The sequence below is a fragment of the Streptomyces himalayensis subsp. himalayensis genome, from assembly GCF_013778455.1.
GTDB lineage: Bacteria > Actinomycetota > Actinomycetes > Streptomycetales > Streptomycetaceae > Streptomyces > Streptomyces himalayensis.
Genome location: NZ_JACEHE010000041.1, coordinates 42,153 through 54,216, shown reverse-complemented (window position 1 = coordinate 54,216; position 12,064 = coordinate 42,153). Strand labels below are relative to the sequence as shown.

General features: G+C 69.6%; 11 protein-coding genes and 1 pseudogene. 4 read left to right on the top strand and 8 right to left on the bottom strand.

The window, feature by feature from the left end; translation table 11 throughout:
- Positions 1-715 precede the first annotated feature (715 nt).
- Positions 716-1,789: a TauD/TfdA family dioxygenase gene (locus tag H1D24_RS37230; protein ID WP_309484586.1), complete on the top strand. Its 1,074-nt coding sequence runs from the start codon at positions 716-718 to the stop codon at positions 1,787-1,789.
- A 102-nt stretch (positions 1,790-1,891) separates the two neighbouring features.
- Here H1D24_RS37230 and H1D24_RS37225 read toward each other — a convergent pair.
- From H1D24_RS37225 to H1D24_RS37205, 5 genes and pseudogenes are all read right to left on the bottom strand, one after another.
- Positions 1,892-2,392: pseudogene (locus tag H1D24_RS37225) on the bottom strand (RNA-guided endonuclease TnpB family protein); the annotation flags it as partial.
- Positions 2,393-2,624: 232 nt separating this feature from the next.
- Positions 2,625-3,788, bottom strand: a complete 1,164-nt coding sequence (locus H1D24_RS37220) for a hypothetical protein (RefSeq protein ID WP_181662162.1) — start codon at positions 3,786-3,788, stop codon at positions 2,625-2,627.
- Positions 3,785-4,996, bottom strand: a complete 1,212-nt coding sequence (locus tag H1D24_RS37215) for a Dabb family protein (RefSeq protein ID WP_181662161.1) — start codon at positions 4,994-4,996, stop codon at positions 3,785-3,787. Before H1D24_RS37215 ends, H1D24_RS37220 begins: the two co-directional genes overlap by 4 nt.
- A 21-nt stretch (positions 4,997-5,017) precedes the next feature.
- Positions 5,018-5,542, bottom strand: a complete 525-nt coding sequence (locus H1D24_RS37210; protein ID WP_181662160.1) for an aromatic-ring-hydroxylating dioxygenase subunit beta — start codon at positions 5,540-5,542, stop codon at positions 5,018-5,020.
- Positions 5,539-6,891, bottom strand: a complete 1,353-nt coding sequence (locus tag H1D24_RS37205; RefSeq protein ID WP_181662159.1) for an aromatic ring-hydroxylating oxygenase subunit alpha — start codon at positions 6,889-6,891, stop codon at positions 5,539-5,541. The genes H1D24_RS37210 and H1D24_RS37205 overlap by 4 nt, the downstream gene beginning before the upstream one ends.
- A gap of 175 nt (positions 6,892-7,066) precedes the next feature.
- On the opposite strand from H1D24_RS37205, the gene fdxA reads away from it, so the two are divergent.
- The 3 genes from fdxA (at position 7,067) to H1D24_RS37190 (ending at position 9,455) form a co-directional block, all read left to right on the top strand.
- Positions 7,067-7,414: a ferredoxin gene (gene fdxA / locus H1D24_RS37200; protein WP_220137663.1), complete on the top strand. Its 348-nt coding sequence runs from the start codon at positions 7,067-7,069 to the stop codon at positions 7,412-7,414.
- Positions 7,411-8,409 carry an NAD(P)/FAD-dependent oxidoreductase gene (locus H1D24_RS37195; protein WP_181662158.1) on the top strand — a complete coding sequence of 333 codons (999 nt, stop codon included), beginning with the start codon at positions 7,411-7,413 and terminating at the stop codon, positions 8,407-8,409. The genes fdxA and H1D24_RS37195 overlap by 4 nt, the downstream gene beginning before the upstream one ends.
- A gap of 260 nt (positions 8,410-8,669) precedes the next feature.
- Positions 8,670-9,455, top strand: a complete 786-nt coding sequence (locus H1D24_RS37190) for an IclR family transcriptional regulator (RefSeq protein WP_181662157.1) — start codon at positions 8,670-8,672, stop codon at positions 9,453-9,455.
- Between the two features lie 280 nt (positions 9,456-9,735).
- On the opposite strand, the gene H1D24_RS43830 is transcribed toward H1D24_RS37190, so the two are convergent.
- From H1D24_RS43830 to H1D24_RS37175, 3 genes are read right to left on the bottom strand one after another with little or no spacing between them, the layout of a single operon-like run.
- Positions 9,736-10,092, bottom strand: coding sequence for a cupin domain-containing protein (locus H1D24_RS43830; RefSeq protein ID WP_181662156.1), 357 nt, complete (start codon positions 10,090-10,092; stop codon positions 9,736-9,738).
- On the bottom strand, positions 10,089-10,862 hold the full coding sequence (locus H1D24_RS37180) for an HpcH/HpaI aldolase family protein (RefSeq protein ID WP_181662155.1): 774 nt from the start codon (positions 10,860-10,862) through the stop codon (positions 10,089-10,091). Before H1D24_RS37180 ends, H1D24_RS43830 begins: the two co-directional genes overlap by 4 nt.
- 27 nt (positions 10,863-10,889) lie before the next feature.
- Positions 10,890-12,053, bottom strand: a complete 1,164-nt coding sequence (locus H1D24_RS37175) for an amidohydrolase family protein (protein WP_181662154.1) — start codon at positions 12,051-12,053, stop codon at positions 10,890-10,892.
- Positions 12,054-12,064 lie beyond the last annotated feature (11 nt).

Sequence of the window (12,064 nt, the reverse complement as noted above, 5' to 3'; positions counted from 1 at the left end):
CAGCTTCGGCGGCATGGATCCTAGAACCCTGCGTGGTCTCCCTGCGACCGCTGGCGCTCGAACGGCGGGCGGCGACTCCGGCCTGCTGGCTGAGGTGGCTGTCCGTCGACCTAGCCGGAGGGGGACGGAGCGAGGAACCGAGCCTGGTTCCTGCGGCTCGTCCAGTCCTGCAAGGAGGTGGCGGTCACGGATCTCGGGCTGTGCGACCAGGGTTGCGACGGGACCGGGCAAAGACGTTGTTCCCCTGCGCCTTCCGGCCCGCAGCCTGGCACTGGATTGCGAGGACGGCTGCGCGCGGCACGGCAGGCCGGGAACGCGCTCGCCACAGAACGGCACCGCGAGCGGAGTCGGCCGGCAGAGCCGCCGGATTCACCCGGGGTGTACTGCATTACAAGATGCCATCTCGTCCATTGACTAGGCTCCAAGCCTCTCCTATCGTGGAGACACTTCTTGAAAGGACGGGACCCGCATGAGGCCAGTCGCCCTGATCGGCGCCTTGCTCGTGTCGTGCGCTGGCCGCCGGACCTACGACGAACCGCTCAGGTACTCCCCGCCCCGGGAAGGACTGCGCCCCGGCACGGCTGTCGGCGAACCTCAGACCCCCTTCTGAGTACCTGCGTCGCGGCGCGGCGAATTGCTGCCGCACCGAGACCTGCGTCGTCCGCCGTGTTATGGCCGGCAGGCCTTTTCCATCACATACGAGGAGTGCATCACCGTGACCACCACTGCCCCCCTTCAGAAGATCTCCGGGCCGTCCGCCTGGCGCGGCGACGAGCTGTCGAAGTCAACCGAGTGGATCTACGTCCTCAGCGACGCTGAGCGCGCCGAACTGGAGGAGCTGGGACGGCGCTTCGTCGCCGACGACCCGGACCTCCGCACCGTCACTGCCGCCGACTACCCGTTCGACGCCTGTCGTGCTCTCAACGACGGCTGTGCCCGCCAGATGGACACCGGCCGGGGGTTCATCCTGGTGCGCGGCCTGCGCACCGAGCAGTACGGCGACACCATGGCTGCGGCCATCTTCTTCATCATGGGTCTCCACCTCGGCCAGCCGATCGGGCAGAACCAGAGGGGCGACCTGCTCGACCACGTGATCGCCACGTCGAACATGACGCTGTCCGACGAGGGCGCGCTGCCCTCCCGCGTGCGGGACCGGCTGCCGTTCCACTCCGACAGCTCCGACGTCGTCGCGCTCATGTGCCTGCGCGGCGCCAAGGAGGGCGGAGCCTCCAGCCTGGTCAGCGGCACCACGATCTACAACGAGATGCTGCGCCGCCGGCCGGACCTCGCTCCGCGGCTGTTCGACACCTACCACTGGGACTGGCGGCGCCAGGACCCCGACTCCCCGGAACTGACGTACACCTCACCGATCATCAGCTACGTCGACGGTGTCTTCAGCACCTACGCGGGCAACTCGATGATCTTCAGTGCCCAGGAGTATCCCGGTGTTCCGCAGCTGACGCCCGACCAGGCCGAGGCCATCACCCTCTTCGACGAGATCTCGCAGGAGACCGGCCTGCCGATCGACATGGACTTCCAGCCAGGAGACGTGCAGTGGCTCCTCAACTACGCCGCGCTGCACTCGCGCACCAGCTACATCGACCACCCGGAGCCGGAGCGTCGTCGGCACCTGCTGCGTCTGTGGCTCAAGCGCGACGTCGGCCGCCCGCTGGCCCCCAAATTCGGCAAGCACGTCGTCGAAATAGGTGAGCCCACCACACCGCTGGTGCCCGGCGGCCGGTTCCACATCGCCGACGCCGTCACCGTCAACGACGACTGGGGAGTTTGAATCCTCCCCTCCCTGAAGGGAAGGGGATTCCTGGCTCAGGCCGCCTCCTGGAGCAGCGCTCCAGGAGGTCTTCCGCCATCAGCACCAGCCGGGTTGAGACCAGCCGAGTGCGCGTCCGGTCTGCGGCAGGGGCTGGACCTGGGCGGGGACGACGAACGAGGCGTACCAGTGCCCAATGCTGTCCTGGCACACGCGCACCGAGGACGGCTGGGCCGGCAGTTCCCGCGACCACACCACCGCCACGACGATGCCGCCCCCCAGGTGCAGCCGGCCGTCCTTCAACCGGAACCCGCGCCGGGTGTAGTTGAGCGTCGGCAGCGCCTCGCGCTTCTTCTTGTACGTGGGCATCCCGGCCCGGCGCGCCATGGGCAGGCGCTCTGTGATGTCCTTCTGCGCCTTGGCGCGGGAGCGGCCGAAGTCGCGGATGATCTGCTGCTGGACAACCGATGAGCCCTCACGCAGCCATGGCGTACGGGCGCGGGCCTCGGTCAGCATCCTGTCGAGCTGAGCCGGGCCACACGTGGCCTTCTGACCGGTGGACTTGTTGTGCAGGTGTACGGCCTTGGATTTGGCGACACCGCACCCCGATCGCACAGCCACCATCCCGACCAGCGATCACAGGCACGCGTGTTCGGACCACTTCGGCGATGCCAACAGCGGTACGGGCACTCCGCGCCCCCGGGGACGTCCGCCACCGCCTCGGCCGCGGAGGCAACAACCCTTGGCCATCCGCTGCCCACTTTTCTGCAGGACGCTTGCGTCGTGCGCTGATTGTTCGCTGGGTGGACTCGATCGAGTTCATAGTTCGTTGAGGTAGACGCCGGGATCTGCGGCTTTACGCCGGCAGCTCGGTCAACAGCCGGCGGTAGACGCGCGCGTAGGCGGTCAGCTGTGCCAACGACAGTGCGTCGCGACGCGGATCGTCGGCGGCCGGTTTCGCCTGCGGGCCGAGACGTACGGTGTCGACGCCGCGGGCGCGCAGTACGACGCCGTCGGTCGAGCCCGTCCAGCCGGTGATCGGCGGCGGCTGCGTACCGAACTCGTCGAGCCAGGCCGCCTGGGCGGCCGTCACCACGGGGGCGTCGGCCGGCGTCGCCGCGGCTGCCGCGACCGGCTCGGCCTCCACCTCGACCGCGCAGTCCCGCAGCACTGACCGCCCGCACCGTGCCCGCAGCCGGTCGGCCAGCTCGTCCGCCAGTACCTTCGGCTCGACCAGGTCACCGGTGACGACGTACAGGTCGATCCGCAGCTGGGCCGGCAGCAGGTCCGGCTTGTCCGGCCATCCCCCGCTGATCGCGCCGATGCCGCACGCCCGGCCGGTCTGCCCCGCCCGCGGATCGGCGGCCAGGTAGGCCGTGCGCCAGCGGGCCAGCTCGTCCAGGACGACGCCGGCCGAGGCGAGGACTCCCCCGGGCGGCATGGCCGACTCCGGCATCATCGCCGCCCCCGAGCGGCCGGTCACCCGGACGGTCAGGTAGAGCGCGCCCGGTTCGTGCCAAAGCAGGGTAGGCGGTCCGCACTTGGCGACGATCGCCGATCGCGGCAGCGGGTGTGTGTCGGCGTAGGCCTCCAGGCCGGTGGTCCCGCCGGAGCGGCGGTGCGTGCCGGACCCGGCGAGCAGCAGCCGCCCGGCACCCGCCTCGGCGAACGCGACCAGCGCGGCGGCCGCCGGCCCGCGGGCGACCCCGAGACCGAAGCCGGCCACCCGGTCGCCGTCCACGCCGAGCGGACCGACCGGTGCGGCGTTGCCGGTGACGAACCGGCTGCCCGCACCGCCGTCGTCCAGCGACGTGTCGAGATGGGAGTACAGCAGCGGCCCGGCCCCCTGGGCGGCGACCAGGCTGCCTCCGGCGGGGCCGTGCTCCAGCACCTGCCACTCGACGTGCGGCCACCGGTCCGCGCACCAGGTGCGCAACCGGTGGGCCGCCGTCCGCTCCTCCCCGCGCGGGGCGGGGGTCGCGTCGAGCAGGTGCAGCACATCAAGCAACTGCTGTCTCAAAAACGTCCCCAGTCGTCGGAAGCCGGACGCCACACGTCGATATTGCGCGGGTCGGCCGGCATCCTGCGGGGCCGGTGCGTCTCGTGCTCCTCCGGCGTGAACACCCGGTGCCGGTCGCACAGTTCGTAGCGCGGACCGAAGCGCGGGTCGTGCATGTAGAACGCGATCGATGTCGACGCCGAGTGGTTGACGATGTCGGAGGCGATCGGCGCGCCCTTGTACAGCGCGCGGGCGCGCATCCGCATGACGTGGTCGAGGCTCTTCATCGCGAAGCACAGGTGGGCTGTGAAGTGCGCCTTGTTGTTCTGAATCGCGAGGCTGTGGTGGTAGCGGTCCTCGCCGCGGAAGAACGTGGTCGAGCCGACGACGTAGTCCGAGGGCTGGAACTGCAGGACGTTCTGGTAGAAGTCCACCGTCTCCTTGTACTTCGCGGTGGCGATGAAGGGGTGCACCAGGTCGAGCGGCCGGATCTCGATGTGCGGCGGCTCGGCGTACTCCTGGAACTCGGTGAACAGCTCGACGATGAGGCCGTTGGGGTCCTTCACCGCGAAGCCGTTGTCGCACAGCGCCTGCTGCCGCTCCTGCAGCTCGAGGATCTCCAGGCCGGCGTCGGCGACGGTCTTGCGCAGCTGCTCGAGGACCTCCTCGCTCTCCACGCTGTAGCCGACCGCGGTCGTCCAGCCGTCGGTGCGCTCGGGCGTGTTGATCAGCTCGATCGCGTGGTGCTCGATGTCGGCACGCAGGTAGGCGTATTCGTCGGTGCGCTGCTCCAGCTGCAGACCGACGTGGTACTCGAGGAAGTCGATCGTGGCCTGCATGTCCGGAACTTCGATCCGGGCGTACTCCATGCCGTACGGACCGTGCGGGCGGGTGCTCACCGGCTGTGTCCTTCCTGCAGCGAGCGAGGGACGCTCGGTGAACTCGAACGAGGTGATGGCCTGTTGGGCGATGACCGGTCGCCAGCGGTTGCGCACGAAGCTCTCGTGGGACTCGCTGCCGAGATAGGCGAGCAGGTCGTCCTGATCGTCGAAGTCGACGGCCATCGTGTGGGCGAAGGTCTGGTCGCGGGTGCTGATGTTCTCGCCGAGGACGAAGCCGCGCATGGCCGGGTACCGGTCCGGGAAGGTACGCAGCTCGGCCAGCACGGACTCCCGCGTGTCCTGGTCGATGCCGTCGGCGAAACGGAAGGACAGGGTGTGTCGGATCATCGGGTCACCTTCCGTCGCCGACTAGAGGATGAAGCTGAGCCGGGCGCCTGCCGCCAGCGACTCGTGGCCGAGGATCGAGCGCCGCAACCGGAAACGGAGTCCGTCCTCGGTCGGCACCAGCAGATGGTCGTACCACCCGACGTAGGCGTCGAAGTGCCCGTCGCGGGCGCGGTGCACCACGAAGGACGCCGACACCCGGAAAGAATCCTCCGATTCCCCGGACAACCGCACGTTCGAGACCAGCCGGTGCGTGCGTGAGTGCGGGTTCTCGGCGTGCGCCTTGCGGGACTTCAGGCGCTTGACCCGCGCGCGGAGCAGGTCCCAGTCGTCGTCGACGAACGATCCGGTCTCGTGCGGCGACCAGCCGGGGCGGTAGTCGGTGGTCGGGATTTCGTAGCGGGCACCGGGCTCGAAGAGAGCCAGCCAGCCGTCGTAGTCCCAGTGATCGAGGATGTCCGCCTCGGCGTAGAGGAAGTCCTCCACCTCCTGCCGGGTGACGGTGCGTCCCGCACACTGCACCAAGCCGCGGTTGCCGATCCCGGTCATCGCACGTCCCTTCCCACCAGGAAGGACGCCGGTCGCTCGCCGTGGATCTCGAGGCCGTCATCGAGTCCTGTGGCTTCGATCCATTGCCGCCAGAAGCCCCGCATCGCGCCTTCGTCGATCGACCTGCCCTGCACAGCCTTGACCTCGTCGGCCATGCCACGCGACATGTCGCTGTAGTCCAGCTCGGGCGCACCGGTGCCCGCGGTGGCCTGGATGCCGCGCTGGACCGCCTCGTACGCCTCGATGTCGTCCGGCGTGGCGAGCCCGCCCGGGCCGACGAAGCTGACGACCGTCTTCATGCGCAGGGCGCGAGCGGCCGGGTCCTCGTTGCGCGGGACCAGCTGCCACGCACGCACATCGGTCTGGTCGGGCGCCACCGGCTCCAGCTGCCGGATCGACAGGCCCTCGATGTCGAACAGCAGCAGGTTCGGGAACACGAACAGGATGTGGCTCTCGTCGGCCACGTGGTGCGCCCGCTTCTCCCCCAGCCGCTGCGTCATCTCGGCTCGGTGCCGCTCGGTGCGGACACGCTCGTCCTCGCCGAAGCGCGGTTCCCAGACCATGCTGATCCGCCCGCCGTGCCCGGTCAGGACCAGCAGCCCGTGGCCGTTGCCGAGGTTGTACGCGTACTGGTTGTCGTCGGTGACGGCGAAGCCGCTCTCCCGCAAGTAGCCCACGAACGTGTTGTGCGTCGGCGCGAAGTGGTACCCGTCCATGGCGTTCTCGACGGCGAGTTTCCAGTTGCCCCGCACGCTGTAGAGCTGCGTGCCGGGCAGCGTGGTCATGCCGCCGACGTGCTGCTGTTCGATCATCGTCATGTAGTCGGCCGCATCGCCGAGGTGCTCGAGCAGCGGCGGCATATCAGGGTCGAAGGAGACGAAGACGAACCCCTCGTGGATCTCCAGGCGCGGCATGCTGCGCAGTGCCATCGACGCCCGGAACTCGTCGCTCGACTCGTACGCGCTGGCATCGGGGATCGCGGCGACCTCGCCGTTGTTGCGGAACGTCCAGGCGTGGTAGAAGCACTGGAAGAGCCTGGCCGAGCCTTCGTTCTCGCGGCAGAGCACGGTGCCGCGGTGCGGACAGGAGTTCAGGAACGCGTGCACCTCGCCGGCACTGTCCCGGCAGAAGATCAGCGGTCGACCGCCGAGGGTGCGCACCTTGAAGTCGTTGGGGTTGGGGATCTCCGTCTCGTGCCCGAGGTAGAGCCAGGTGTGCATCCACACCCAGCCGCGTTCCCGGGTGAAGATCTCCGCGCTTCGGTAGGCCTCGCGGTTGACCCGGAAGGTGAGTTGGTCCCAGTCCTCGACGATCATCGGTGCTGGGACGGTCCGGGGGTTGCTTCCCATGGGGAGTTTGCCTCTCACAAGTCCCGACCCGAGTGACGTGCTCTGTGAGACGCCATCTCGTATGTCGCGCTAGCGTCGCCCAGCACACACGACGGTGTCAAGCATTCATCTCGCGGTTGACACCCCGGGCCGGCGCCGTCATCATCCTATTCCACAATGAGATACACCGTCTCGCATGCTGTGCGACCGTGTGAAGGGCAACAAGCTCGTGCCGTACGTCATAACTCAGGCCTGCGTCGACGTCATGGACAAGTCGTGCATGGAGGAGTGCCCGGCCGACTGCATCTACGAGGGTGACCGGATGCTCTACATCCAGCCCGACGAATGCGTCGAGTGCGGGCGCTGCGAACCCGTCTGCCCGCAGATCTCGATCTTCCACCACGAGGACCTGCCGGAGGAGAGCAAGCAGTTCGAGCGCATCAACGCCGAGTTCTTCACCCTCGGGACCGAACCGCTCGGCTCGCCCGGCGGGGCACGCAAGGTGGGCAAGGCCGGCCACGACCACCCGGAGGTGGGCGCGTGACCGGCCTCCCCACCACGGGCGCCGGCCCCGAGGTCTCCGTCGACCTGCTCGTCATCGGCGCCGGCCCCACGGGGTTGTACGGCGCGTACTACGCCGGCTTCCGCGGCATGAGCGTCGCGGTCGCCGACGCCCTGCCTGAGGTGGGCGGCCAGATCGCCGCGCTGTACCCCGAGAAGTTCATCTACGACGTGGCCGGCTTCCCCGCCGTCCGAGGTCAGGACCTGGTGGACCGGCTGGCCGAGCAGGCCGGGCGGTGGAACCCCGCCTACCTGCTCGGGCACGGGGTGACCCGGCTGGACGACACGGGCCGGGGCATCGTCGCCACCACCGACGCCGGCGCACGGATCACCGCGGGTGCGGTGCTCGTCTGCGGCGGGATCGGCAATTTCATCCCCCGCGAGCTCCCGGTGGGCTCCGAGTACCTGGGCCGGGGGCTGCGGTACTTCGTGCCGCGGTTGAACGAGCTCGCAGGACAGGACGTCGTGGTGGTCGGCGGTGGGGACTCCGCGCTGGACTGGGCGCTGTCGCTGGAGCCGATCGCCTCGTCGGTGACGCTGGTGCACCGACGTACGCGGTTCCGGGCCCACGAACGCACCGTCGAGCAGGTGCATGCATCCTCCGTGCGGGTCCTGACGCCCTACGAGGTCGAGAAGATCTCCGGCGACGGGGCGGTGTCGGAGGTCGTGGTCGCGAGCTCCGACGGCGACCGGATCAGCCTGCCCGCCCAGTCCGTCGTGGCAGCGCTCGGCTTCATCGCCGATCTCGGCCCCATCGAGCAGTGGGGACTTGAGCTGCGCCGCCGACGCATCCTCGTCGACCCCACGATGCGCACCAGCCGGGAGCGGGTCTTCGCGGCCGGTGACATCGCCGACCACGACGGCAAGGTCAGCCTCATCTCAATCGGCTTCGGCGAGGCCGCCCTCGCCGTCAACCACATCGCCGCCCTGCTGGACCCGGCGCGCTCGATCACGCCGGGGCACTCATCGGATGCGTGAGGTCGCCACACTGGGCGACGCGCTGAACGGGCGGGCTTCCGCGGCCACCACCCGTGACAACCTCCTACCGGTTGGTCGATGTCGCCCTCGGCGACATAAAGCCGGCATGGAGCCTCCCGTTCAGCGCCCTGGCTCGCCGTGGATGGCCCCTCAAGCCTCTTCACGCACAGTTGCACGCCCCGTTACCATTGCTTTATTCAATACGGCGTTTCACTTGACGTTTATCGGTCTGACTGAACACGGACAGGAGCGAGAAATCCATGCCCATGAAGGCGCAGCGCGGCACCGGCGAGCAGGACGGCCCGGACACGACCGCGCCGACCATCCAGACGGTGCAGCGTGCGGCGCTGATCCTCGGCTCGTTCACGGTCGGCAAGCCGCACATGAGCCTCAACGAGATCACCGCGCGTCTCGGGGCGAGCAAGGCGACCGCGCACCGCTACACAAAGGCGCTGCGGGCGGCGAACCTGCTACGGTACGACGAGCGCACCTCGCTGTACTCCCTCGGCCCCCAGGTGCTCACGCTCGCCACGGCCGCGCGTGCCGGTCTGCCGATCGTCGCCGCCGCCGAGCCGTACATGGAGGATCTGGTCAGGCGCATCGACGAGACGATCGTGCTGTCGGTCTGGGACGGCGAGTCGCCGACCGTGGTGCGCTCGGTGGACAACACCGACCACATGGTGCGCATCAGCGTCCGGGTCGGCTCGCGTCTGGACCTCACGTCCTCGGCGCAGGGACGGATCTTCCTCGCGTTCCTGCCCCCGGACCAGGTACCGACGTTGCCGCGTTCGGTCCGCAAGTCGGCCGAGCTCACCGAGGAGCTCGAGGCCATCCGGCAGCACGGCCTGTCGGTCAACTCCCCCGCCGTCAACGGGGTCCGCACCATCGCAGCGCCGATCTTCGAGGGCGACAAGATCAGCGGGACGCTGGCGGTCGTCGGCACCACGGCGACCGTCTCCGACGACGTCAAGTCGCCGATGGCCCAGGCGCTGCTGGAGACCGCCCGCGCGTTGTCGCAGCGGCTGGGCACCTCCGACGGCGGCTGACCCGATTGCAGCGACAGTGGATGGCTCACCGTGAAAGCGGTGGGCCATCTGTCGTGACGCGCACGCTGTCGGGGACGGGCATGGCGGATACCGGACGAGCGCGACGCACCTGTGCGGGATTCCCACCGCGCTGCGGCCTGGTCCGCCACCCACGGTGTCACCGTGGGTGGCGGACGCCGCGTACGCCCGAGCCCGGAGCGGCAGCACCCCCGCCGCCCGGCTCACCGTCCGATCAAGAATGTTCCGCTCAACAATGTTCCGCGCGGCCGTCCGTCGCCGGTCAGGGAAGCAGGTCGGCCCGCGGTGGGACGAAGAAGTCGATGTTCACGCAAGGGGCCTCCGTCGGCTCCACGTAGTGCTCACTGCCGCGGGGAACCAGCAGGAACGATCCCGCACGCATGTCGTGCGCGACGCCGTCCACGTAGTAGTTCGCACGCCCCTGGGCGATATGGACCAGCTGGTCGAACTCCTCGTGCCGGTGCGGGTTGAGCGTCATGCCGATCTCGAGCTCGTGGTGGCAGATCATCACCTCGTCCGTCGCGTAGACGCGACGGCGGACCCCCGGCCGCACCTGGGTCACCGGCAGCTCGTCCCAGTTGACGACGGTGTTGAACAGCGCTGTGTTGCGTGTGCTCACTGCTTTTCCTCTCCGGCGGCCGCCCGCAGGCCGGCCGCCAACATCTGCAGGTCCGAGCCGACGACCAGGTAGTCGGCGTCACCGAGACCCAGGTCCGCCGCGGCGCCCCGGGTCGGCGCCCAGCCGCCGAACGCCACCGCCGTGGAGCGGGCTGCGCCTCTCACCCGGTCCACGGCGGCGCGCAGCACCGCCGGGTCCGCCGGCAGGCCCAGGTCGACCGCGAGGTCGGTGCTGCCGACGAAGCACACGTCGAGAGCGGCGACCAGATCCGGCAGCGGATCCGTCCGCGCCGTCTCGATCTGGCCCACCAGCACCGGTGGGTCGTCCTGCTCGGCGCGCAGGAACCCGGCCAACGGGGCCGCACCGAACCGGGCGGCCCTGTTGGCCAGGCTCACCGACCGGCGGCCGGCCGGCGCGAACCGGGTCGCCACCACGAGTGCCTCGGCCTGGGCGACGCGGATAAGCATCGACAGCTGGATTCCCGCCGCCCCGGCCTCCAGAAGCCGGTTGACGGCGGCGGCGTCCACCTCGGGCACGCGGACCAGGGCCGGCAGGCCGCACGCGTCCGCGTGGCGCACCAGGTCGACGGCGTTCTGCTCGGTGAGGGTGGAGTGTTCGAGGTCGACGACCACGAACGCGAACCCGGCCGCCTCGGCCAGTTCCACCACGTCGGGCGACGCCAGCTTGACGAAGGTGCCGACGGCGGGTTCCGCCGCCGTCAGGGCCGCGCGAAGCCGGCGCCGCAGCAGATGGACGTCACCGGCGGTCATCGCATCCTCCCCGGGACGGGCGGCGTCTCACGCCGCCGGCAGACCGCGCCACGGCACGATGTCGACCTCGGCGCCGGCGTGCAGCACGACGGTCGGCTCCAGGCGCGGCGCGACGATGGTGTTCCCCGCGGCGTCGGGCAGGGTGACCTCGTCGGTCCAGTTGACGACCGTGACGTCGGCCCGTCCGCCGACCACCAGGCGGCCGTAGCCCTCGGTGTCGAGCCCGAGCAGCTGTGCGGGGGCGACGGTGGCCCGCCGGATGCACTCCTCGAGCGGCGCGCCGAGCGCGACCAGCTTGGAGATGCTGGTGAGCAGGTCGAACACCGGGCCGCGCCAGTTGCGCGCACTGGTGTCGGAGCTGAGGACGTCGGGCAGGAAGCCGTCGGCGATCGCCCGGCGCGCCACCTCGAAGCTGAGGTTGCTCTTGCCGTGGGCGGAGTCGAACAGCACGCCGCGCTCCCGGGCCGCCATGACGGCGGGGTGCACCTGGTCACCGTCGAGGATGCCGTTCGGCTTGCCGGTGTAGCAGTGCGCCACGATGTCGCCGGGGCGCAGGTAGTCCAGGACGACGGGCACCGGCTCCTCGGTCTCGCCGATGTGCACCATCAGCGGGAGCTGGGCCTGCTCGGCCAGCGCCACGGATTTCTTCAGCAGCGACTCCCAGTGTTCGCCGACGACATCCTCAGAAAGACGGATCTTGAAGCCGCGCACGATGTCGGGGTGGGCCTCGGCGGTCGCGAGCGCGTCTTCGGGGACCAGGGTGTCGGGGTTGAGCAGCTCGCCGAACCTGAAGTCGATCAGGCCGAGCACCGAGACGTTGAGGAAGTTGACGATGCGCAGCGGGTTCGCCTCGACCACCAGCTTGCGGAAGGCCGCGAACGTCGAGGCGCCGGCCGTGCCGGCATCCGCCGCGGCGACGACACCGCGGCGCAGGTGGGCTTCTTCGGCCGGGGCGCCGACGGCGGAGACGTACTGGAAGATGTGCGTGTGGCCCTCGACGAGGCCCGGCAGCACGGTGGAGCCGGTGACGTCGATCGTGCGGGCCGCGTTCGCTGCCAGACCCTCTCCGATCGCGGCGATACGGTCACCAGTGACCGCCACGTCGAGCCGGGCGTTGGTGCCCGACGCCGGATCGATGACGGTGCCGCCCGCCAGGACGAGGTCGTAGGACGACGCGGAGGAGATGGGCATCGGTGTGTGCT

Bases quoted from the DNA above. Each gene is read 5' to 3' on its own strand.
- fdxA (WP_220137663.1), top strand. From the start codon at position 7,067: ATGCTGTGCGACCGTGTGAAGGGCAACAAGCTCGTGCCGTACGTCATA.
- H1D24_RS37175 (WP_181662154.1), bottom strand. From the start codon at position 12,053: ATGCCCATCTCCTCCGCGTCGTCCTACGACCTCGTCCTGGCGGGCGGC.
- H1D24_RS37215 (WP_181662161.1), bottom strand. From the start codon at position 4,996: ATGATCCGACACACCCTGTCCTTCCGTTTCGCCGACGGCATCGACCAG.
- H1D24_RS37210 (WP_181662160.1), bottom strand. From the start codon at position 5,542: ATGACCGGGATCGGCAACCGCGGCTTGGTGCAGTGTGCGGGACGCACC.
- H1D24_RS37190 (WP_181662157.1), top strand. From the start codon at position 8,670: ATGCCCATGAAGGCGCAGCGCGGCACCGGCGAGCAGGACGGCCCGGAC.
- H1D24_RS37180 (WP_181662155.1), bottom strand. From the start codon at position 10,862: ATGACCGCCGGTGACGTCCATCTGCTGCGGCGCCGGCTTCGCGCGGCC.
- H1D24_RS37205 (WP_181662159.1), bottom strand. From the start codon at position 6,891: ATGGGAAGCAACCCCCGGACCGTCCCAGCACCGATGATCGTCGAGGAC.